Source organism: Egicoccus sp. AB-alg2, from assembly GCF_041821065.1.
Classification (GTDB): domain Bacteria; phylum Actinomycetota; class Nitriliruptoria; order Nitriliruptorales; family Nitriliruptoraceae; genus Egicoccus.
Map to the genome: position 1 here is coordinate 40,871 of NZ_JBGUAX010000006.1, position 22,003 is coordinate 62,873.

Here is a 22,003-nt window from a genome sequence, read left to right on the forward strand (position 1 = left end):
GGTCACTCGGTCGCGATCGCGTCCAGGACGTCCAACCTGGCCGCCCGGCGCGCGGGCCGCAGCGCCGCGACCACCCCGACGACGGCGCCGAGCGCCACCACCAACGCGAGCTGCCCGACCGGCGCCGCGAACGTGCCGAAGCCCTCGTCCACCGCGATCGCGCGGATGAACACCCAGCCGAGGAAGGTGCCCAACACCAGACCGGTTGCGGTCCCGAACAGCGCGACGATCACCGACTCCCAGCGCACCATCGCCCGCAGCTGACGGCGGGTCTGCCCGAGCGCGCGGAGCAGTCCGATCTCCCGCGTGCGCTCGTGCACGGACAGCGACAGCGTGTTGGTGATGCCCATCAGCGCGATGACGATGGCCAGGGCCAGCAGCACGTAGACGATGCCGAGCAGCTGGTCCACGTCGCCGACGGCCCGTTCCGTGAACGCCTCGCGGTCGAGGACGTCGGGACTGCCGTGCCGGGCGGCGACCGCCTCCACGGCGGCCTGTCCCTGCGCGACCGACACGCCGTCGGCGACGTCGACCAGCGCCGAGACGTAGGCCAGCTGGACCGCGTGCGGCGCGTAGGCGTCGAACGGCACGATCAGCGTGCCGACCGCGTCGGCCGCCTGCGACTCGAAGACCGCGCCGATCCGTTGCGAGAGGACCGTGCCGTCGACCAGCGCCACCTCGACGATGTCGCCGAGGGCCCATCCCTCCTCCTCGGCGGTCGCGCGCGACACGGCGATGCCGTCGTCGGGCAGGTCGTAGAGCGAACCCTCGACGACGTCGAGCCCCAGCATCCCGTCGAGGGCGGCGGGGTCGACGACCGAGAAGACGCGTTCGCGGCCGTCGACCAGCCCGGCCCCCAGCGCGAGCCCGAGGGCCCGGTCGACCTCGGGCAGCTCGCGCACCTCGGCGACCAGGTCGGGGCTGAGCCCCGCGCCGCTGAACCCGCGCGACTGGACCACCAGGTCACCGCCGAAGCCGCCGCTGATCGCGTCGTCGATCGTGGCCTTCACCGATCCGGCCACGACGGTGAACAGGGTCACGATGCCGACCCCGACCATCAGCGCCGAGGACGTGCTGGCGGTGCGTCGCGGGTTGCGGACGGCGTTGCGTCGTGCGAGCGCGCCGGTGACGCCGCGCAGGCGCTGGACGGGTCCGGCGACCAGCGCCGTCATGGGCCGGGCGGTGACCGGCCCGAGCAGGAACACCCCGATCGACACCGCGACGGCGGCCACCGCCGCCCGCCGCAACGCGCCCGCGTCGGCGGTCAGGGCCAGTGCGACGAACACCCCGCCGGTGACCACCAGGGCCAGCCCGATGCCCAGCCGTACGCGGGACTGGTCGCTGCGGTCGACCGACACCTCGCGCAGGGCGGCCAGTGGCGCCACCCGTGACGCCCGCACCGCCGGCAGCAGGCTCGCCAGCAGCGTCACGCCGACGCCGACCGCGAACGCGCCGACCAGCGCGCGGCCACCCACCACCAGGCCGGTGCCCTCGACGGGGAACCCGAACTGCGCGAGCAGGCCGAGCAGGCCGGCGGCCAGCGCGATGCCGAGCCCCAGCCCGAGGACCGACGCCACCAGGCCGGTCAGCACCGCCTCGAGCAGCACGGAGGCCAGCACCTGCCGCCGCGACGCCCCGAGTGCCCGCAACAGCGCCGACTCGCGCAGACGCTGGGCGACGGTGATGGAGAACGTGTTGTAGATGCTGAACGTGGCCACCAGCAGCGCGATGGCGGCGAAGACCAGCAGGAAGGCCTCGAAGAAGTTCAGGAAGTCGCGGCCGAGGTCGTCCAGGGCCTCCTCGGTGTAGACGGTGCCGGTGACGGCCTCGGTGCCGTCCGGCAGGAGAGCGGCCGCGCGATCGGCCAACTCCTGCTCCGACACGCCGGACCCGGCGGCGAGCAGGATCCGGGTGACGCGGTCGTCACGGCCGAGCAGCAGCCGCTGAGCCTCCTCGGTCGTGAAGGCGGTGACGGTGACCCCGGCCGCCGAGCCGCCGCGCGGCGCGAGCAGCCCGACGACCTCGACGTCGATCGGCGCGGGGGTCCGCACGATCGTGGTGTCGCCGACGGCGAGGTCGCCGACCTCGGCGGTGTCGACGTCGAGGACCACCTCGCCCGGTCCGGCGGGTGCGCGGCCCTCGACCAGGTCGTAGGGCGCCAGCGTGGCGTCTTCGATCCAGTTGACGCCCAGCGTCGGGGGGCCCTCGCCACCGATGGAGGCGCCGTCGGCGCCGACGACCTGCGCCAGCGCCTCGATCTCCGGGGCGACCGAGCCGACACCGTCCACCCCGGCCAACTCGTCGACGAGGGCGGCGTCGACCAGTCCGCGCTGACGGGTCACGTCGTCGCCGCCGGTGCCCTCCGCGCGCACGACCGTGTCGATGCCGGCGTTCACGTCCGTGAAGACGGTCCGGAAGCTGCCCCGGATGGTGTCGCTGAGCACGAGCGTGCCCACGAGGAAGGCCGTGCCGAGCACCACGGCGAGCGCGGTGCCGAACAGCCGGCGGCGATGCTGCCAGGCGGTGGCGAGGGTGATCCGCAACATGGCGTCAGGCCTCGAGGTGCTTCATGCGGTCGAGGACCTTCTCCCCGTCCGGGTCCTCGAGGCGGTCGACGAGGCGGCCGTCGGCGAGGAAGAGCACCTCGTCGGCGTAGCCGGCCGCGGTCGGGTCGTGGGTGACCATGACGACGGTCTGCCCGAAGTCGTCGACGGCCCGTCGAAGGAAGCCCAGCACCTCGGCGCCCGAGCGTGAGTCGAGGTTGCCGGTGGGCTCGTCGGCGAAGACGACCGCGGGGCGGCTGACCAGGGCCCGGGCGACGGCCACGCGCTGCTGTTGCCCGCCGGACAGCTCCGAGGGGCGGTGGCCGAGCCGATCCCCCAGCCCGATGACGTCGATCACGGTTGCGAACCAGTCGGGGTCGGGATCGGCGCCGACGAGCGCCAGCGGCAGCGTGATGTTCTCCCGCGCGGTCAGGGTCGGCAGCAGGTTGTAGGCCTGGAAGACGAACCCGATGCGTTCGCGGCGCAGCACCGTCAGCTGCGGGTCGCTGAGGGTGCCCAGCGAGACGTCACCGATCCAGGCCTCGCCGGAGGTGAGCGTGTCCAGCCCGGCCAGGCAGTGCATCAGCGTGGACTTGCCGGACCCGGACGGCCCCATGACGGCCGTGAAGCGGCGGGCGGGAACGTCGACGCTCAAGCCGTCGAGGGCGCGGACGGCGGTGTCGCCGCGGCCGTACACCTTGACGGCGTCGACGGCGCGGGCCGCCGGGCGTGCGGCCCCGGCAGCGGCGGCGGGCGCGAGCGCCCCGGTCGTGGAGGAGGGAGGGGTGTCCATGGCGCCTCACGCTACGCGGCCCGGGAACCGGCGGGCATCGGGTACCACCCTGAGCCGGCCCCCGGGCTTCGTCGCCGGACCCGGGGACGGCCTGGGGGATCGCGTCCGCACGGCCGGGAACCTGGTCGCGCGACCTTGCAGGCGGCTGGCTCATCCGGACAGCGGGCGTCCGCTTCGGGTCGTAGCGTCGGCTCCGGTCGAAGCGCCGCGACCACGACCTCGCCCCCCTCGCCCGGGATCGGCGAGTTCGGGGACGAAGTCGTCGGGGACCGATGAGTTCGGGGGATCTCCCGTGTCAGTACGGCGTACCGCTCCCGGCGACCCTTGACCTCGAGCCTCCTCGAGGTCGTAGCGTCGGGCGCCGCACAGCTGGTGTGTCGTCGTGAGAGGACGAGAACCGATGAACGAGGTGATCCGGGCCACCGGCCTGGTCAAGCGCTACAAGGAGGTCACGGCCCTCGACGGGCTCGACCTCGTCGTCCCCGAGGGCACCGTGCTCGGGCTGCTGGGCCCGAACGGCGCCGGCAAGACGACGGCCGTGCGCATCCTGACGACGCTGCTGGTCCCCGACGAGGGACACGTCGAGGTGGCCGGGATCGACGCGTTGCACGACCCGGAGGCCGTCCGCAAGCGGATCGGTCTGTCGGGACAGTACGCCGCCGTCGACGAACAGCTGACGGGGTTCGAGAACCTCGACATGATCGGCCGGCTGTACAAGCTCGGACGGCCTCGCGCACGCCAGCGGGCCGGCGAACTGCTCGAGCGCTTCCGGCTCGCCGACGCCGGCAACCGCCCGGTGAAGACCTACTCGGGCGGTATGCGCCGACGGTTGGACCTCGCCGGCGCACTCGTCGCCGAGCCGGCCGTGCTGTTCCTCGACGAGCCGACGACCGGGCTCGACCCGCGCAGCCGGTCCGACATGTGGGACGTCATCCGGGAACTGGTCGGGCGCGGCACCACGCTGCTGCTCACGACCCAGTACCTCGAGGAGGCGGACCTGCTCGCGGACGACATCGTGGTGATCGATCGTGGACAGGCCATCGCGCGTGGGACCGCTGACCAGCTCAAGGCCCAGGTGGGCGGGGAGCGCGTCGAGGTGGTGGTGACCCACGAGGGCGATCTGGCCGCGGCCGAGGCGATCCTCGACGAGGTGGCCGTCGGCGTGGTGCAGGTCGAGTCGCACACGCGGCTGCTGACCGCCCCGGTCACCGGCGGCGCCGACGACCTGATGCGGACGCTGCGCAGCCTCGACGCCCGCGGGGTGAAGATCAGCGACGTCGGGCTGCGGCGACCCACCCTCGACGACGTCTTCCTCACCCTCACCGGCCACACCGCCGAGGAGGTCGAGTCCGACACCGGCGACGGATCGTCCGCGCCACCGGCCGACGCGGCCGCCGCCAGCCCACTGGTCACCGCGAGCGACGACACCTCGCAGGAGCACGCCCGATGAGCAGCCTGACCTACGCCCTCGCCGACGGCGCCGTCGTCGCCAAGCGCAACCTCATCAAGATCAAGCGCGTGCCCGAGGTGCTCGTGTTCGTGCTGATCTCGCCGATCATGTTCGTGCTGCTGTTCGCCTACGTGTTCGGCGAGTCGATCCAGATCCCGGGGGTCGACTACAAGGAGTACCTGATCGCCGGGATCTTCGCGCAGACGGTGGTGTTCGGCGCCACGTTCACCGGCGCCGGGCTGGCCGAGGACATGCAGAAGGGCATCATCGACCGGTTCCGGTCCCTGCCGATGTCCCGGTCGGCCGTGCTGGTCGGACGCACCGGCTCCGACATCGCCTACAACGTGCTGTCGATCGTCATCATGTCGCTGACCGGGCTGATCGTGGGGTGGCGGATCCGGGGCTCGGTGCTCGATGCCCTGGCCGCGTACCTGCTGCTGCTGGTGTTCGCCTACGCGATCTCGTGGATCATGGCCTTCGTGGGACTGCTCGTCCCCAGCGTGGAGGTCATCAACAACGCCTCGTTCATCGTGATCTTCCCGCTCACGTTCATCGCCAACACGTTCGTGCTGAGCGATGCGCTGCCCGGACCGCTGCAGACGATCGCCGAATGGAACCCGGTGTCCAGCGTCACGCACGCCGCCCGGGTCCTGTTCGGCAACATCGACCCGTCGATGCCGGTCCCGGACGTGTGGTCCTTCCGGCACCCGGTCGCCTACACGCTGCTGTGGGTGGTCATCATCCTGGCGGTGTTCGTGCCATTGAGCGTGCGCCAGTACAAGCGCTCCACCACGAAGTGACGAGCGGTCAGGTCCCGGTCAGCGCGGGGTTGTGCGCGGCCGGGACCTGCTCGTCGGCCGGCGGCGGGCCTGGCGGGGTGCCGTCACCGAACGGCCGGCCGCCGAGTTCCTCGCGGAAGTGCGGGCTGGCCCAGTTCGCCAGATCCGGGCCTCTGGGCACCACGCCGGTCGGGTTGATGTCGGTGTGCACCTCGTAGTAGTGGCGCTTGATGTCCACGAAGTCGATCGTGTCGCCGAAACCGGGCGTCTGGAACAGGTCGCGGGCGTAGGCCCACAGCACCGGCATCTCGGTCAGCTTCGACCGGTTGCACTTGAAGTGCCCGTGGTAGACCGGGTCGAAACGCACCAGCGTCGTGAACAGCCGGACGTCGGCCTCCGTGATCGTGTCGCCCACGAGGTAGCGCTGGGTGGCGAGACGGTTCTCCAGCCAGTCGAGGCGGGCGAACAACCGGTCGTAGGCCTGGCCGTAGGAGCCCTGGGTGCCGGCGAAGCCGGCCCGGTACACGCCGTTGTTGACGTCGCGGTAGACCAGCTCGCTCACCTCGTCGATCTGGTCGCGCAGGTGGTCGGGGTACAGCTCGGGCGCGCCGGGACGGTGGAATTCGCGCCACTCGGTCGACAGGTCGAGCGTGATCTGTGCGAAGTCGTTGGTCACGACCGCGCCGGAGGGGATGTCGACGATGGCGGGCACGGTGATGCCGCGCTCGTAGCCGGGCACGGCCGCTTCGTAGGCCTCCTCGAGCCGCTCGATGCCGAGCACCGGGTCGACGCCGCCGGGGTCGAGGTCGAATCGCCAGCTGCGCTGGTCGTGCGTCGGGCCCGCGACGCCCATGGACAGCACGTCCTCGAGGCCCAGCAGCCGCCGCACGATGATGGCGCGGTTGGCCCACGGGCAGGCGCGGCTGACGACGAGCCGGTAGCGGCCGGCCTCGACCGGCCATCCCTCCCGGCCGTCGGCGGTGATACGTGTCGCGAGGTAGCGCGTGTCGCGCTCGTAGCGCTCCTCGACGTAGGTGCCCTGCGATGTGGTGTGATCGGTCATGTGGCCGACGCTACCGGCCTCCGTGGGCCGTTCCGCCTAGCGTCTCCGGCCGATCGACGAGGGAAATCGAGGAATGACCGACCCATCCGTACCGCTCGACGGGGTGCAGTTCCCCCTGGTGGACGGGCGACGTAGCACGACGGCGACGGGCCGTTCGGTGTTCTCGGCCGCCGCGGCGGCGGTCGACCCGGATCTCGGACGACGGATCACCGACGCGCGCGACTGGCACACCGGCTACGCACAGCTGCTGCGCGAGCTGGTCGCGGCCGACCTCACCACCCCGACCGCGGAGCCGGAGGCCGTGCCACGAACTGGCCTGCAGGCCACGTACGAGACGTTCCGTTACCACCGCGGCGAGGCCTCGGTTCCGGTGGCGGAGGCGGCGGCGCTGCCGACACGGGTCGAGCTGGAGACGGTCACCGCGCGAGGCCGCCAGGCGCCCGCGCGCGAGCTGGAGATCCCCTACCGCGGCCGGCTGCTGCGCGGTGACGACCTGCGCCGGCAGCTCGAGAGCTGGACGACGGCGGGCGTGGTCGAGCCGTCCCTGGCCGAGGCCGTGCGCCGCGTCGTCGACGAGCCCGCGTGGCTGGACCTGTCCGACCTGACCGTGGTGGTGCTCGGCGCCGCCTCGGAGATGGGGCCGCTCGGGCAGCTGCTGCGCTGGAACGCGACCGTGGTCCCCGTCGACCTGCCCCGCCCGCGGGTCTGGGACCGGGTGCTCGGCGCGCTCCGCGACGGGGCCGGCCGGGCGCACGTCCCGGTGCGCCACCGGGTCGATCCCGAGGACCACGCCGCCCTGGCCGTGGTGGCGGGTGCGGACCTCGACACCGAGCTTCCCGAGGTGGCCGCGTGGCTGGCCGGGTTCGACGGCGTCGACGCGGTCGGCACGTACGTCTACGCCGACGGTGCCGACAACGTACGGGTGTCGCTGGCCGCGGACGTGCTCGCCACCGGCCTGCTGGCCCGCCGGCCGCAGGCCCTACTGGCCGGCTTGTTGACGCCGACCGACGTCTACGCTGCCCCGCTCGAGGCGGTCGAGGCCGCTCGCGAGCGCCTGGCCGGGGGCCGTGCCGACCGGCTGGCCCGCGCGGCGACCCGCGGCCGTGGGTTCCGCCCGCAGTACGAGGAGACGATGACGACGCCGGGCGGCGCGCAGTTCGGGCTCGCCGACTGCCAGGTGCTGCAGCAGGGACCGAACTACGCGCTGGCCAAGCGGTTGGCGCGCTGGCGCTTCCGGGTGGCACGCGCCGACGGGTTCGCCGTCTCCGCCAACGTCGCACCGGCCACCAGCACGCGCTCGGTCACCAGCAACCGGCTGCTGGCGGCCGCCTATGCGGGCGCGCACCACTTCGGTGTCGAGGTGTTCCGGCCGGAGACCAGCAACGCGTTGATGGCGGCGCTGCTGGTGCGCGACCTGCGCGACCCGGCCGCGGCCGGGCGGCCCGAGCGCGAACTGCCCCACCCGCAGGCGCTGTTCGCGGACACCGCCGCCCACGGTGGGCTGTGGCGGCTGCCCTGGGCGCCCCGTTCGGTATTGCCGCTCGCGGCCGTGCTGGGACTGCCAGCGAGTCTGCGTCGCTGAGGCACCGCCTCGGCGGCGCGGCCGGCGCGACGGCACGGCCGGCGCCCTGGGTCACAACGCCTCGGTCCGGCGTGGCAGGAGCAGGCGCGCCGCGACGAAGGTCACCACGGTGATGATGGCCAGGGCCACGAACAGCGACGGGTGGGTCGGCTGCAGCAGCAGCATCAGGTCCTGCAGGCCGAGGAACCCGTGCGTGGCCGGGAGCGCGTAGCTGAGCCAGCGCATCGGGAACATGATGCGATCCAGCGGCATGAACATGCCGCAGAAGAAGATCGTCGCGAGCAGCAGCAGCATGGAGAACTGCACGGCCTGCGAGTCGGTCCGTGACACCGCCGCGACGAGGAACCCGATGCCGATCGACGCCACCAGGGTCATCGCCAGCAACCCGATGAACGTCAGCCAGTGCACGGGCAGCGGCACCCCGAAGACGGTGACGATCAACGCCGTCAGCCCGGTGGCCGCGATTGCGCCCAGCAGCAGGAACGCCAGCGTCTTGCCGGCCAGCCGCTCGCCCATGGTGGCGGGCGAGACGTGCAGCACCTCCAGCGTCCCGGCCCGCCGCTCGCGCACGAGGGCCAGGGCCGCGAACGTGACGCCGAGGTGCTGCAGCATCAGCGCCAGCACCCCCGGCGCGAAGTAGGTGTCCAGCGCAATCGCGACGGGTGTCTGCGCCTCGATCTGCATCGCGAACGGGCGGACGGCCACCTCGGCGTCGATGCCCTGCACCTGCGCGACGACCTGGTCGATCTCGTCCAGCGTGGCACCGGCCTGGTCGAGCTGGCCGACCCCGTCGATCTGCGCGAGCTTTTCGAGTTGGTCCGCGGCGGTGCGCAGCTGGGCCGGCAGGTCCTGCGGGCCGCCGAGCACGGTCACGACCCCGAGCAGTGCGCCATCCGTCTCCAGCAGGTCGGCCATCTGCTCCATCTGCGGGGCGAGCCGGGCAGCGGTCGCCTGCGCCGCCTGCAGGTCCTGGTCGTCGACGTTGGCGCGCAGTTGGGCGAGCTGGTCACGGGCGAACGCGATCTCCTCGTCCACGTCCGCGGTGCGCTGCTGCGCCACGACCAGCACCTCCTCGAGGACCTGGTCGTTGATCTGCGACACCGCGATGTCGGACGCGACGGCGATCTGCTCGTAGGTGACCGGGTCGAGGCTGCGGTGGTGGATCTCGATGACGGCCCGCTCGCTGGCCTCCAGCGCCGCCATGGCGTTCTCCGGCAGCACGATGACGAGGTCCACCTCGCCGTCGCGCAGCGCCGCGAGTCCCTGTTCGGGATCGTCGCTGGTGCCCTGGTAGTCGATGCTGGCCGGCTGCTCGGTGCGAATGAACTCGTCGACCTGGGCGGTCAGTTCGTCCTCCGCTCCGACCACCAGGGTGCTCAGCGGCGGCAGGTCGTCGCTGTAACCGATGCCGAACAGGAACAGGACCAGGAACGGCCCGAGGATCAGCAGCAGCAGCAGGCGCGGCTGGCGCAGCGTGGAGACCGTCTCTCCACGCGCGAACGCGCCGACGCGGACCGGACTACGCATCGTCGTTGCCCTCCGTGCCGGCGCGGTAACGCTCCAGGATCGTGACGAACACGTCGTCGAAGGTCGCCTCGTCGGGCACCCGGTCGCCGTAGGCGGCCGTCCGCAAGCCCTCCGGGGTGTTCACGATCACGACGCGGCCGTCGACGAGGAAGGCCACGAGGTCACAGTCGGCCGCCTCCTCCACGTACTGGGTCGTCACGAAGATGGTCGTGCCGCCGTCGCGCAGCGTCTGCAGGCGGTCCCAGATCCGGCGCCGCAGCAGCGGGTCGACCCCGGCGGTCGGCTCGTCGAGGATGAGCAGTTGCGGGCGGTGGACGAGCGCGGCCGCCAGCCCCAGGCGGCGCTGTTCACCGCCGGACGCCTTCGACAGCCGCACCTTCTGCCGGTCCCCCAGGTCGAGGAAGTCCAGCGTCTCGCCGATACGGCGACGGGCCTCGCGGGCCTGCTTGCCGGGCAGGAACCGTGACCGCGGCGGCAGCCCGTACAGCGAGGCCATGAGGTGCAGGTTGTGCCGCATCGAGAGCTCGGGGTAGAAGGCGGCCGACTGCGGCAGGTAGCCGACCTTGCGGCGCATGTCCGAGTCGAAGCCGCTCGGGTCGGCGCCGAGGACCCGGATCTCCCCGCGGTCGGGGGTGTCCATCCCCAGCATCAGCTTCACGGTCGTCGACTTGCCCGACCCGCTGGGCCCGATCAGCCCGAAGATGGTCCCCTCGGGGACGATCATGGACAACCCCTGGACGCCCACGTCACCCGTGAACGTCCGCCACACGTCCTCGGCCTGGACGACCGCCGAGCGCTCGGCAGCCAGCCCGCGGGTCTGTGACAGGGCGTCGGTGCTCATCGTGGCCCTTTCGTCCGGTCGGGACGGTGGTCCCCGTCCGACCGGGCTGGAGCCTAGGACGCGCTGAGAAGGCGCCTCTCTGGCCCAAAGGCCGCCCAGCGGACGGCCACCGCCCTCACTCCGTGACCAGCAACTCGTGCTCGAGCACGTGGGTGACGCTGAGCGTCCGGTAGCCACCGGCGTCGAACAGCACGACGACCTTGTCGTCCTCGTAGCGCGTCACCGTGCCCGACCCCCACTTCGGGTGGCGCACACGTGACTCGAGCGGGAACGGCACGTCCCGCGGGTGCGGGTCGCGGACACCGGCGCTGCAGCGGTCGCAGTGCCCGCACAGGTCGTCGAGGTGCTCGCCGTAGTAGTTGAGGAGGAACCGCCCGCGGCAACCGTCGGTCTCCACGTACGCGCGCATCATCTCCAGCCGCGACTCCTCGTAGCGCTGCTGGGCCTGGTCCCGCTCGAGGGCGGCGTCGACCGCCGCGCGGGGACTCGGGGCGTCGTCGAGCTGTTCCACGCGACCGTCGTGGTGCAGGTGGAGGAAGCCGGCCTCTTCCAGCCGCGTCAGGCCGACGGTCAGCTCCGTGCGCGACAGCTGCAGCCGTTCCTCCAGGTCGACCGAGTCCACGTAGCCCTCGGCGGCGGCGACACCGACGGCCAGGTCCTCCAGCCGCTCGCCGTCGATCCCGCCGCCGGCGGCGAAGAACCGGCGCAGCCCCAGGTCTGCCTCGCGGAAGAACAGCACCGCCCGGGCCGGCTCGCCGTCGCGTCCGGCCCGCCCCACCTCCTGGTAGTAGCTGTCCAGCGACTCCGGGACCTGCGCGTGGTGGACGTACCGGACGTTGGGCTTGTCGATGCCCATCCCGAACGCCGGGGTCGCCACGACGACGTCCAGCTCGTCGTCGAGGAAGGCGCGATGGCTCGCGTCGCGCTCGTCGCGCCGCATGGCGCCGTGGTAGTGGTGGGCGCGCAGGCCGGCGACGCGCAGGTCCTCGGCGTAGCGCTCCGCCTCCCGCCGGGTCGCGACGTACAGGATGCCGGGCGCCTCGGAGGCCACCACCTCGGCGACGACGGCCCGGCGCTGGACGTCCTCGTCGTGGACGCGCCGGACCTCGAGGTGGATGTTCGGGCGGTCGAAGCCGCGTACGACCAGCTCGGGATCACGTAGCCCGAGCCGCTCGACGATCTCCTCGCGGACCGGCGGTGCGGCCGTCGCCGTGAGCGCCAGCACCGTGGGGTGCCCGAGCTCCGCGATGGCGCTGCCCAGCCGCAGGTAGTCGGGGCGGAAGTCGTGCCCCCATTCGCTGACGCAGTGCGCCTCGTCGACGACGAAGAGCCGCACCCCGGTGTCGCGCAGCCGGTCGACCGTGTCCGCGTTGGCCAGCTGCTCGGGCGCGAGGAAGACGAACTCGACCTCGCCGGCGGCCAGCCGGTCGAAGACCTCCTGCCGCTCCCCCGCCCGCAGCGTCGAGTTGAGCGCCACCGCCTCCCCCAGCCGGTCGTGCTCCGCGATGGACTGGACCTGGTCGGCCTGCAGGGCGATCAGCGGCGAGACGACCACGGTGGGCCCGTCGATCAGCTCACCAGCGAGCTGGTAGATGGCCGACTTGCCCGAACCGGTCGGTAGCACGACGAGCGTGTCCCGGCCGCCCACGACGGCCTGCACCGCCTCCTTCTGACCCGGGCGAAGGCGGTCGTGCTCGAGCAGGTCCTTGGCGGCGAGGCGAATCACGCCGGTGCGGGTGGGGTCCGCCGACGGTGCGGGCACGGAGGTCTCCAGAGGTGTCCCCGGCGGCCCCGGATGGGCGGCCGGTCGTGCACGATGCCGTGCCCCCCGCCGGCCGGGCCGCACCGCCACCGGCGAAGGACGACCGGCCGCGCCGGGGCGGGCTGTGGGCTGTCGCCCGCCAGCAGGGCTACCGTTCGGGCACGCGACCGCCGTGCGGAGCGGCCCAGGGAGGCGACAGATGAACCGTCGAGCGAGTCTGCCGGGTGTCGATGCCCTGTTCGGCACCTCGGACCCCGGCCTGAAACCACCGGCGGCCGCCAATGCGGAAACCGCGCCGGAACCCCCGTCACGGCCGCTCCTGACGACCGATCTGCCGGAATCCGACGGCGTCCGAGGGGCGCGCGAACGCCTCGCCGGCCAGGTCGAGGCCCCGGATGCCGCGGTCGCCGCGCTGCTGCGGTGGGCCGCTGTCACCTGCGGTGCACGCACCGCCGTCGAAGTCGGCGCGGCGGGCGGCATCTCCGGTCTGACGCTGCTCGAGGCCCTGCCCGAGCGCGGGGTGCTCACCTCGATCGAGCCCGACGGCCACGCCCACGGCCTGGCGATGGCCGCCTACCGCGACGTCGGGGCGGGCTCGCGGGTGCGCTCGATCAACGGTGAGCCGGCCACGGTGCTGCCACGCCTCACCGACGGCGGCTACGACCTGCTGCTCTGGCAGGTGCCCGTGGACGACCCGCACGCCGTGCTGGGCCACGCACGGCGGCTGCTGCGGCCGGGTGGGATCCTGCTCGCCCGTGGGCTCGTCGCCGACGAGGTGGGGCCGGCGCCCGCCCAGCGGTTCCTGGCGGACCTGGTGGACGACATCCGATTCCGGGCGACGGTGCTCCCGGTGGACGGCGGCGTCGCGCTGGCGACACGCCAGGCCTGAGCGCTCCGGGGGATTCCGACCGGCGCGGGCGAGCGGACGTCAGCCGTCGCGGTCGTCGCGCCGCCGGAGACGCTCGTCGAGCCGGCGCAGGAACTCCGGGTCGTCGTCGGGACCCCGCGGCGCCGACCGGGGCCCCGAGGCGCCGTCAGTCGGAGCGGGGCCGGACGGCCGCGGCCCACGGGGTCCCCGGCCCGGCCCGGGATCCCGACCTGGTGAGGCGGCCGGCCCGCCGCCGGGCGACGCGCCGGAGCGCGACGGACGGCCGGCGTACAGCCACAGCAGCCCGCCGAGACCGATGACCAGCGCCACCAGGAGCGCCCACACGACCTTCGGCAGATTGCGGATCTCCCGCTCGTCGGTCAGGACGACGTCGAGCAGGCAGTAGAACGTGAACGCGAACAGCGCCAGGGTGACGAGGCCGAACCACATGCCCGCGTTCCTTCCGCCGTCGTCGTCTCGATGGTACGACCCGGCGCGTCGCGTGTGGAGTTCAGATCCATCCCAATGGCGGGTAGGGGTCGTGGCGGCGCACCTGACGCAGATTCCGGGCCCACCAGGCCAGCACGGTCAGGAATCGGTCCGCCGCGGGGGCGACGCCGGGTTCCCGAGGGCGCCCCTGGGCGTCGAACGCGTCGGCGCCATGGAAACTGACGGTCTCCCGCACGACGACGGCATGCAACTCCGCGAGCACCAACCGCAGCTGCTCGGTCGCCCGCAGGCCGCCGGACACGCCGCCGTAGCTGACCACGCCGACCGGCTTGGCGAACCACTCCCGGCGCAGCGCGTCGATCGCCGTCTTCAGCGGCCCGGGGAAGCTGTGGTTGTACTCGGGCACCACCAGCACGACGGCATCGGCGCCGTCGACGAGTTTGCGGAAACGGTCGGGATCGGCCCCGATGTCGGCCAGGTCCATCAGCTCCGCGGCGAACCCGTCCCACGCGCCGAGCTGCCCCAGGAACCAGTCGGCGATGCGTGGCCCGGTGCGGCCCCGGGGCGTGCTGGCGAGCACGACGGCGAGGTCGAGCGGTGCCTCGCGTGCGTCGACGAGGGTGGGGGCGGTCGACCGGTCGACGGAAGACGGCATGCGGACTCCTCGGTGCGGCGGGGGCATGGGGTTCGGTCCCGGCGCACGCAGGGGACGGTAGGACCTCGACGTAGGTCGAGGTCAAGTTCCGCGCCGTTGGAGGTCAGCCGGCCGACAGTTTGACGACCTCGGCTGCGTCGACGTCGGGTGCGGGCCCGTGCTCGACCGACGTCAGGGCGGTCAGCGTCACCCACCCGTCGAGGCACAGGGCGGTGTCGCAGTCCGGGTCCAGGCCGGAGCTGCGGTCGGTCACCTCCATGGTCAACGCTTCGCCCTGCACGTCGGCGGAGGCGAGGTTGAAGTAGCCGAACCGGTCCAGGCGAGCCCAGCGCGCGCCGCGCAGCCGGTCGTGGGGAAGACCCGGCACGTTGACGTTCAGCACCGAGGGGGCCGGGGCCGTCAGCAGCCACGCGGTGGCCTGCACGGCGACCTCGACGGCCGTCGCCCACGGCCACTCGTCGACGCGGTCGACGTCGAGGCTGACGGCCAGGCCGCTGCCCCCGAACGTGGCGGCGGTCAGGGCGCCGCCGACCGTGCCGGAATGGACCACGGAGTGGCCGGTGTTCATGCCCGCGTTGACGCCGGAGACCACGAGTTCGGGGGCCGGCCCGAACGCGCCCAGCGACGCCGCCATCACGGCCAGCCCGGGCGGTCCGTCGAGGGCGTAGGCCTCCACCCCGTCGACGTCCCGTCGTCGCAGCCCGACCCCGACGTCCGGGTCGTAGCGGCCGATGCCGGTGCCGGTCCCGCTGAGGTCGCTGGACGGCGCGGCAACCAGCACGTCACCGAAGCGCTCGGCCAGTGCGACGGCGAGCAGCCGCAGACCGGGCGAGTCGATCCCGTCGTCGTTGGTGACCAGGATGCGGCCCGCACGCCGCTCGACGACGGTCGCGTCCACCTCGATGCTGCCCTCGCGGTGGTGGCGCGAGGTCGGTTCGTCGCTCATGACGTCTCCTCCAGGCGCTGCACGTCGACGCGGGTGAGCAGTTCGTCGATGAGGCCGGGACTCGCCCCGCCGCTGCCCCGGCGGGTGATGTTCGCGGCGCCGGCCGCCCAGGCGCGGGCGAGCATGGGCTCGACGTCGAGGCCCGAGGCGACCCCGGCCGCGAACACCGCCGTCATGGAGTCGCCGGAGCCCTGCGAGTCGACCTTCTCCAACTCCGGGCCGCTGACGCGGTACACGGCGTCCCCGAACCTGGCCACCACGGGCCGGTCCGAGCGCGACAGCACGACCGCCTCGACCCCGCGCCGCTGCAGGTCGCGCGTCACCGCCAGGGCACCCTCCTCGCTGCGATCGCCCTGCTCCAGCAGGCCATCACCGGCGAGGTCGCCGTCGCTGACCTTCAGCAGCCGGAGCGGGCCGTGATCCAGGAACTCGGCCAGCTCCACGTCGTGGAAGTCCCCGACGACGGCCACCTCGTAGCGGGCGAGGTCCGCCGCCAGCCGGCCGTAGAAGTCGGTCGGGAGCGACCGGGCGTCCGGGAACTGCCCGGTCACCACGCACGTCCCCGCCGCCAGGGCCGTCTCCAGCGTGCGGTTGTACAGCTCGTCGACCTCGTGGCGGGTCAGCACCGGCGGGCGGCTGCGCGCCAGCGTCTGCCGCTCGTCACGGTCGCGGCGGTCGGCGACCTCGACCGGCGACGCCGCCGAGGTGTCGACCGCCTGCAGTTCGATGCCCCAGTCGGTGGTCAGGCCGCAGAACGCGCGGCCGCTCTCACCACCGACCGGGGCGCAGACGACGGGCTGCTGGCCGAGCTGCCGGAGCATCCGCGCGATCCAGATGCCCTGCCCGCCGGCGTGCAGGTGCACGTCGTCCTCGCCGAGCGCGTCCTGCTCGATGGTGACCGTCACCCACACCGACGGCGCGAAGACCGCGATCGTCTCGGCCATGGGTCAGATGATCGGCTTGCCGCCGGTGACCGGCAGGTTCGCCCCCGAGATGTAGCTGGCCTCGTCGGAGGCGAGCAGCACGTACGCAGGTGCCAGCTCGGCGGGCTGGCCGACGCGGCCCAACGGTGTGTCGGACCCGAAGCCCTCCACCATCTCCTCCGGCAGGGTCGCCGGGATCAACGGGGTCCAGATCGGTCCCGGCGCCACGCAGTTCACGCGGACGCCTCGGGGTCCGAGCATCTTCGCGAGGTTGCCGGTGAAGCTCAGGATGGCCGCCTTGGTCGCCGCGTACGGCAGCAGGTGTGGAGACGGCTGGTCCTCCTGGATGGAGGCCGTGTTGATGATCGACGCCCCCGTCTCGAGGTGGGGCACGGCGGCCTTGCACAGGTGGAACATCGCCGTGATGTTGACCTGGAAGGTGCGGTCCCACTCCTCGTCGGGGATCTCCGTGATGTCGTCCCGAGCCATCTGGAACGCGGCGTTGTTGACCAGCACGTCCAGTCGGCCGAACTCGTCGACCGCGCGCTGCACGACGGATCGGCAGACCTGCGGGTCGGCGAGGTCGCCGGCGACGAGCACCGCCTGCTGACCTGCCTCCTCGACCAGGCGTGCCGTCTCCTTGGCGTCGTCGTGCTCGTCGAGGTAGCTGATCAGCACGTCGGCGCCCTCACGGGCGAAGGCGATCGCCACGGCGCGCCCGATCCCGCTGTCGGCGCCGGTGATGATCGTCTTCTTGTCCTGCAAGCGGCCGCTGCCCTCATAGGACGACTCCCCGTGGTCCGCGAGCGGACGCAGCTGGTCCTCGCGGCCCGGGTAGGGCTGCGACTGGGCGGGCGGGTTGCTCATGCGCATCTCTTCCGTCGGGTCGTTGCGGGCCGGCTGGTGCGGTCCCGCAAGAGCCTGCGGCCGGATCCGGCGCGGTGGACCGGCCCGCCCCCACCCCGCTCTCACCGACCTGGTGGTGCTCGACTGGACATCCCGGGCTCGCCGGCGGCCGACACGTCCGGGTCGGGCTGGACGCTTGGCCGGTCCGGCGGCCCGCCGCCGACAAAGCGTCCAGCGTGGCGCCCGAGTCCCCGGCCGCCCGCCATCCCCGCTGCTACCAACCCGTGCGCGTGGGAGCGTGTGGGGCCGACCGGGGCTCCATGGGAGTGCGGCCGTGATCCGGCCGCCGCGTCCTCCTGCGCCCGGAGAGAGAGGCGACGCGCATGGCGCGCATGCGGTGGAGAAGGTCCGTGGTCGGCCTGGCCGGAGCCGGCCTGGTGGCGACGCTGTTGGTGCCGACGATGGCGGGAGCGCAGGACCCCGACGAGGGGTTCGTCGCCGGCGAGACCGAGGTCGAGTACCCCGAGATCGTCGAGGTGGTCGTCCCCGACCGGGAGACCCTGAGCGAACTGGGGTCGCTCGGGTTCGACGTCGGCGAGGACGTCCACGACGTGGAGGGCGGGGTCGAGGCCCACGTCATCGTGACCAAGGAGCAGCGCAAGCAACTGCAGGCGATGAGGAGGGTCACGATCGGCGAGACGCTGATCACCCAGACCGAGGCCGAGGGGCTGCAGGCCGAGTACGCAGCGATGACCGCCGCGCAGGAGGTGGCGCTCGCCGAGGCCGAGGACGAGGGCGACGAGCTGCGCATCCAGCGGGCGCAGTGGTACGAGGACCCGAGCCAGGGCCGCTTCCTGGAGATCGAGGTCTGGTCGGAGGCGGGACGCGCGTCGTCGCAGGTGCAGATCAACGTCACGTTCGACGCCGGCGAGGGCACGCAGATCGGCGCGCCGGGCACCCAGAGCTTCAACCTGTCGCGGTTCGTCGACGCCGGGCAGTACATGTTCCACCGGGCCAACTCGCCGGTGCTGATCACCACGGCGAACCCGCCGACGCGCATGCGCGTGGAGAGCCGCCTCGCGGGCGAGGTGATCGGTAGCCGCGAGGTCGCCGTCCGCCAGGTGATGACCGGAACCGACCGCAAGGGCCCCGGCGCCCCGGTCGACAGCAGCGACACCTACCAGTCCAGCTTCATCGACAAGTACCTCGACGCCACGGAGAGCCAGGCGCGCATCGAGGCGCTCGCCGCCGAGTTCCCCCACCTGACCGAGATCATCGAACTGCCCCACAAGAGCAACGGTTACCGCCGCCCCGCGATGGCGCTGCTCGACCCCGCCGGCAACCGGGTCTCCGTGACCACCGGTCCCGCGGCGGGCGACTACACCTATGCCGCGGCCAGCTACGGGCCGGCGGTGCCGGCAGCGGGCGTGCCCGCGGCCGCGACCGGCTTCGCCGTGGCGAACGCGCCCGTGTCCACCACCTTCCCCGACTCGCTGCCGACCGAAGGCTGTGGCGACTTCGTCGGCTTCCCGGCCGGCGCCATCGCCCTGGTCGACCGCGGCAACTGCACGTTCGCGGAGAAGACCCTGAACGCCCAGAACGCCGGCGCGGTCGCGGTCGTCATCGTGAACAACGTGGTGGGAGCGCCGACGGCACCGGGTGGGACGGCACTTCCCGGCACGGCGATCTCCACGGTGATGATCTCGCAGGCCGACGGCAACCTGATCAAGGACCACCTGGCCGCCTCGACCGGCCGGATCATCCCGGGGGTCGCGGTCAACAACAACGCCCGCGTCACCCTCGACACGATCGCCTACGGACACGAGGGCGGTAACGACCTCACCATCCAGGCGGTCGACCCGGGGGCGCCGAACTCGCCGCTGAGCGTGTCGGTCTCCGGAAACCACATCCAGATCAGCCTGGCGACCAACGCCGCCGGCGCGCGCACGTCGACGGCCGTCCAGGTCCGCGACGCCATCAACGCGCACCCGGAGGCGAGCCAGCTCGTCCGGGCGTACCGCTACCGCAACAACGCGGGCACGGCGGTGGTGGCACCGACGCCACGCATCCAGTTCGACGACTACCTCCTCGCGCCCGACTCCGTGTCGCGCGAGCCGTTCACGGTCAAGGTGCTGCGCATCGGACGTCACCGCGACGGCTCCCGCACGGGCGTGTTCGCCTACTCGCAGGAGCACGCCCGTGAATGGGCGACGCCGCTGGTGGCGGTGGAGACCGCCGAGCGGCTGCTGCGCAACTACGAGAACGACGACAACACGCGTCGGATGGTGAACGACCTGGACATCTTCATCGTCCCGTCGATCAACCCGGACGGCACCCACTACTCCATGCACGACTTCGCCCTGCAGCGGCGCACGATGGTCCGCTACTGCGGCGAGGGTCAGAACAACGACCTGCTCGCCCGCAACACCTGGGGCGTCGACCTCAACCGCAACTTCACGGTCGGCAGCCTCTTCGACGGGTACGCCGGCGCGTCGACCAGCTGCACGAGCGACACCTTCGCGGGTCCCTCGGAGCTGTCGGAGCCCGAGTCGAAGAACGAGGTGTGGCTGACCGAGCAGTTCCCGAACATCAAGTTCTCGATGAACATCCACAGCCACGGCGGCTACTTCATGTGGGCGCCGGGTGCGTACATCTCCAGCGGCCGCGTCTCCCTGCCGCGACCGAGCTACGGCACCGAGCGCTTCTTCTACGAGGCGTCGGACCACATCCTCAACCGCATCAAGGAGCACCGCGGGACCGTGATCTGGGACTCGCGGGTCGGCCCGATCAGCGACGTGCTGTACAGCGCGGCCGGCAACTCCGGTGACGAGCACTTCTACAACCGCGGCATCTTCGCATGGTCGTTCGAGGTCGGCGCGTCGCGGCGCAACGCCGCGAACACCGGATGGGTGACCATCGGCAACGGCTTCACGCCGCCGTTCGCCGAGGGCTACGAACAGACCATGGAGTTCTCCAACGGACTGATCGGCATGCTCGAGGTGGCCCGGATGTACGCCCGTGACACCGTGCCGCCGAAGTCGCAGCTCACGCCCGGTGGCACGACCTTCCCCGGCCCGACGAAGTTCACCTTCCAGGTCGACGAGCCCGCCGACGTGTACTACACGCTCGACGGCAGCCGCCCGACCTACGACTCGCCCAAGCTCGAGTACCAGGGCCCGCGCCAGTCCGAGGCGTCGATCACCATCGACTCCTCCACGACCGTGCGCTGGTTCTCGGTGGACGTGCGCGGGAACGTCGAGGGCAACTACAAGCCCGACGGCAACGGCCAGAACTTCCGCCAGGTCAAGATCACGATCCGGTGACCGCCGGCGTGGCTAGAACCGGGGCGGCGCCGACCGCGAGGTCGGCGCCGCTCCGCGGCCGGTCGCCCCACCCGGGTGCGCGTCCCGCCCAGGGACTTCCGTCCCGCCGCTGATTCAGTGAGACTTCAGCGGGGCGGGGGAGGGAGGACCGCCGGTGGGCGCCACAGGAGTGCAGTACGACCTCGTCGAGGTACCTGCGCCCGGGCGACCGCCGCCTCCCGCGAGCGTGCCGGTCGAACTGGACGCCACCGACCGGCGGATCCTGGGGCTGTTGTGCGAGGACGGGCGGATGTCGGTCCGCGGCGTCGCCGAGCGGGCCGGCGTCTCGCGTGCGGCCGCCTACGCACGCATCGAGCGCTTGCGCACCAGCGGGGTCATCACCGGGTTCTCGGCACGGCTCGACCCCGGCCGCCTCGGCTTGCAGGTGACCGCGCACATCGTGGTGACCCTCGACCAGCATCGCTGGAGCGGCGCGTTGGGCGTGTTCCGCGCCATGCCCGAGGTGGCCTACTGCGCGTTGCTGGCCGCCGAGCACGACGCCCTGTTGATCGTGCGAGCCCCGAACGTCGCCACGGTTCGCGACGTCGTCCTGCAGCGTCTGCAGCGCATGCCGGAGGTGCGCCGGACCCGGACGCTGTTGGTGCTCGACGAGCTGGCCGGGACGGACGCCGACCTGCTGGCGGCGTCGACACCGCCGGTGGCGTCGCCCGCGCGCGTGTGCTGACCGCGCGGGGCGGTCACGGCTCGACCGGCAGCCGGCGAACCTCGGTACCGAGGTCCTCGAGGTCGTACGGGATGCCGAGCTCGGCCAGCAGCTGGTGCAGCGCGTCACGGTGTTCGGGCAGCGTGGCGACCTCGAAGACGGCACCGGTGGGGCCGTAGACCCCCGCGGCGACGTCCGCGCCGCCGGTGAGGTCGGCCCAGGTGCGCAGCCGGTGTTCCAGGCGGCCGGCGGCTTCGTGACCGACCCGGAGGGCGACGCGCTCCATGCGCCGCCGCCGTACGCGGCTGGCCGCAGCGACGGCATCGCCCACCGCACCGCCGTAGGCGCGGGTGAGGCCGCCGGTGCCGAGCAGCGTGCCGCCGAACCAGCGGCTCACGACCGCGACGACGTCCGTGAGTCGGGCCCCGCGCAGGACGGCCAGCATCGGCGCGCCGGCGGTACCGGACGGCTCCGCGTCGTCGCTGGAGCGTTGACGGCCGCCGTCGTCGCCGACCACCAGCGCCGTGCAGTGGTGACGGGCGTCGTGGAACTCGCGGCGGACCTCGGCGATCACCGCCTCGGCGTCTTCGAGGTCGGCCACGGGCACGAGGTCGGCGACGAACCGGGACGCCTTGACGACCGACTCGGTGCGGACCGCGTTCGCGATGGTGTCGAGGGGATCGCCCTCAGGCACGAAGCCGGCGCTGGACGGGTTGTGCGGGCTTGGAACCCGGCGCGAGGACGAGGTCGTCGAGCAGCCGGCGCGTCGCCGAGGCGATCTCGGTGACGGCGGCGTCGAAGGCCTCCTGATTGGTGGCCGAGGGGACGCGATACCCGCTGATCTTGCGGACGTACTGCAGGGCGGCGTCGCGAACCTCGACGTCGGTGGCGGGCGGCTCGGCGCCGCGCAGTTGCTGGATGCTTCGGCACATGTCGCCGAGCATACGCC

The 22,003-nt window shown here is 72.5% G+C and carries 19 protein-coding genes; 6 read left to right on the plus strand and 13 right to left on the minus strand.

The features are described 5' to 3' along the window. Positions 1-2: 2 nt before the first annotated feature. Positions 3-2,546: an ABC transporter permease gene (locus ACERM0_RS12445; protein ID WP_373678925.1), complete on the minus strand. Its 2,544-nt coding sequence runs from the start codon at positions 2,544-2,546 to the stop codon at positions 3-5. A gap of 4 nt (positions 2,547-2,550) precedes the next feature. Next, a complete protein-coding gene (locus ACERM0_RS12450) occupies positions 2,551-3,336 on the minus strand; it encodes an ABC transporter ATP-binding protein (RefSeq protein ID WP_373678926.1) in 786 nt (261 codons plus the stop codon). 400 nt (positions 3,337-3,736) lie between these two features. Between ACERM0_RS12450 and ACERM0_RS12455 the strand changes: the two genes are divergently transcribed. Then, on the plus strand, positions 3,737-4,786 hold the full coding sequence (locus ACERM0_RS12455; protein ID WP_373678927.1) for an ATP-binding cassette domain-containing protein: 1,050 nt from the start codon (positions 3,737-3,739) through the stop codon (positions 4,784-4,786). After that, positions 4,783-5,586, plus strand: a complete 804-nt coding sequence (locus ACERM0_RS12460; protein ID WP_373678928.1) for an ABC transporter permease — start codon at positions 4,783-4,785, stop codon at positions 5,584-5,586. Before ACERM0_RS12455 ends, ACERM0_RS12460 begins: the two co-directional genes overlap by 4 nt. 7 nt (positions 5,587-5,593) lie before the next feature. Here ACERM0_RS12460 and ACERM0_RS12465 read toward each other — a convergent pair whose 3' ends face one another. Then, positions 5,594-6,628 carry a glutathione S-transferase family protein gene (locus ACERM0_RS12465; RefSeq protein WP_373678929.1) on the minus strand — a complete coding sequence of 345 codons (1,035 nt, stop codon included), beginning with the start codon at positions 6,626-6,628 and terminating at the stop codon, positions 5,594-5,596. Positions 6,629-6,701: 73 nt separating this feature from the next. Here ACERM0_RS12465 and ACERM0_RS12470 point away from each other — a divergent pair, with 73 nt between their 5' ends. After that, positions 6,702-8,210, plus strand: coding sequence for a hypothetical protein (locus tag ACERM0_RS12470; RefSeq protein WP_373678930.1), 1,509 nt, complete (start codon positions 6,702-6,704; stop codon positions 8,208-8,210). Between the two features lie 51 nt (positions 8,211-8,261). On the opposite strand, the gene ACERM0_RS12475 is transcribed toward ACERM0_RS12470, so the two are convergent. The 3 genes from ACERM0_RS12475 to ACERM0_RS12485 form a co-directional block, all read right to left on the minus strand. Next, on the minus strand, positions 8,262-9,737 hold the full coding sequence (locus ACERM0_RS12475; protein ID WP_373678931.1) for an ABC transporter permease: 1,476 nt from the start codon (positions 9,735-9,737) through the stop codon (positions 8,262-8,264). After that, positions 9,730-10,578: an ABC transporter ATP-binding protein gene (locus ACERM0_RS12480; protein WP_373678932.1), complete on the minus strand. Its 849-nt coding sequence runs from the start codon at positions 10,576-10,578 to the stop codon at positions 9,730-9,732. The genes ACERM0_RS12475 and ACERM0_RS12480 overlap by 8 nt, the downstream gene beginning before the upstream one ends. A 115-nt stretch (positions 10,579-10,693) precedes the next feature. Beyond that, positions 10,694-12,340, minus strand: a complete 1,647-nt coding sequence (locus ACERM0_RS12485) for an ATP-dependent DNA helicase RecQ (protein WP_373678933.1) — start codon at positions 12,338-12,340, stop codon at positions 10,694-10,696. Between the two features lie 199 nt (positions 12,341-12,539). Between ACERM0_RS12485 and ACERM0_RS12490 the strand changes: the two genes are divergently transcribed. Beyond that, positions 12,540-13,229 (plus strand): O-methyltransferase, encoded by a 690-nt coding sequence (locus ACERM0_RS12490; RefSeq protein ID WP_373678934.1) that lies wholly within the window; start codon positions 12,540-12,542, stop codon positions 13,227-13,229. A 39-nt stretch (positions 13,230-13,268) separates the two neighbouring features. Here the strand turns inward: ACERM0_RS12490 and ACERM0_RS12495 are convergent, their stop codons facing one another. The 5 genes from ACERM0_RS12495 to ACERM0_RS12515 all read right to left on the minus strand — a co-directional run bounded on the left by ACERM0_RS12495 (position 13,269) and on the right by ACERM0_RS12515 (position 17,049). Then, on the minus strand, positions 13,269-13,658 hold the full coding sequence (locus ACERM0_RS12495; protein ID WP_373678935.1) for a PLDc N-terminal domain-containing protein: 390 nt from the start codon (positions 13,656-13,658) through the stop codon (positions 13,269-13,271). Positions 13,659-13,719: 61 nt separating this feature from the next. Next, positions 13,720-14,313: an NADPH-dependent FMN reductase gene (locus tag ACERM0_RS12500; RefSeq protein WP_373678936.1), complete on the minus strand. Its 594-nt coding sequence runs from the start codon at positions 14,311-14,313 to the stop codon at positions 13,720-13,722. Between the two features lie 103 nt (positions 14,314-14,416). Next, the gene (surE, locus tag ACERM0_RS12505; protein ID WP_373678937.1) at positions 14,417-15,259 is read right to left on the minus strand and encodes a 5'/3'-nucleotidase SurE; all 843 of its coding nucleotides are present in this window, start codon (positions 15,257-15,259) and stop codon (positions 14,417-14,419) included. Further along, a complete protein-coding gene (locus tag ACERM0_RS12510) occupies positions 15,256-16,203 on the minus strand; it encodes a PfkB family carbohydrate kinase (RefSeq protein WP_373678938.1) in 948 nt (315 codons plus the stop codon). Before ACERM0_RS12510 ends, surE begins: the two co-directional genes overlap by 4 nt. Positions 16,204-16,206: 3 nt before the next feature. After that, positions 16,207-17,049, minus strand: coding sequence for a glucose 1-dehydrogenase (locus tag ACERM0_RS12515; RefSeq protein WP_373678939.1), 843 nt, complete (start codon positions 17,047-17,049; stop codon positions 16,207-16,209). Positions 17,050-17,411: 362 nt separating this feature from the next. Between ACERM0_RS12515 and ACERM0_RS12520 the strand changes: the two genes are divergently transcribed. Further along, positions 17,412-20,351 carry a M14 family zinc carboxypeptidase gene (locus tag ACERM0_RS12520; RefSeq protein WP_373678940.1) on the plus strand — a complete coding sequence of 980 codons (2,940 nt, stop codon included), beginning with the start codon at positions 17,412-17,414 and terminating at the stop codon, positions 20,349-20,351. Positions 20,352-20,577: 226 nt separating this feature from the next. Next, a complete protein-coding gene (locus ACERM0_RS12525) occupies positions 20,578-21,075 on the plus strand; it encodes an Lrp/AsnC family transcriptional regulator (protein WP_373679257.1) in 498 nt (165 codons plus the stop codon). A 13-nt stretch (positions 21,076-21,088) separates the two neighbouring features. Here the strand turns inward: ACERM0_RS12525 and ACERM0_RS12530 are convergent, their stop codons facing one another. Both ACERM0_RS12530 and ACERM0_RS12535 read right to left on the minus strand, forming a co-directional pair. Further along, a complete protein-coding gene (locus ACERM0_RS12530; RefSeq protein ID WP_373678941.1) occupies positions 21,089-21,748 on the minus strand; it encodes a YigZ family protein in 660 nt (219 codons plus the stop codon). Then, the gene (locus tag ACERM0_RS12535) at positions 21,741-21,986 is read right to left on the minus strand and encodes a DUF2277 domain-containing protein (RefSeq protein WP_373678942.1); all 246 of its coding nucleotides are present in this window, start codon (positions 21,984-21,986) and stop codon (positions 21,741-21,743) included. The genes ACERM0_RS12530 and ACERM0_RS12535 overlap by 8 nt, the downstream gene beginning before the upstream one ends. Positions 21,987-22,003: the final 17 nt, after the last annotated feature.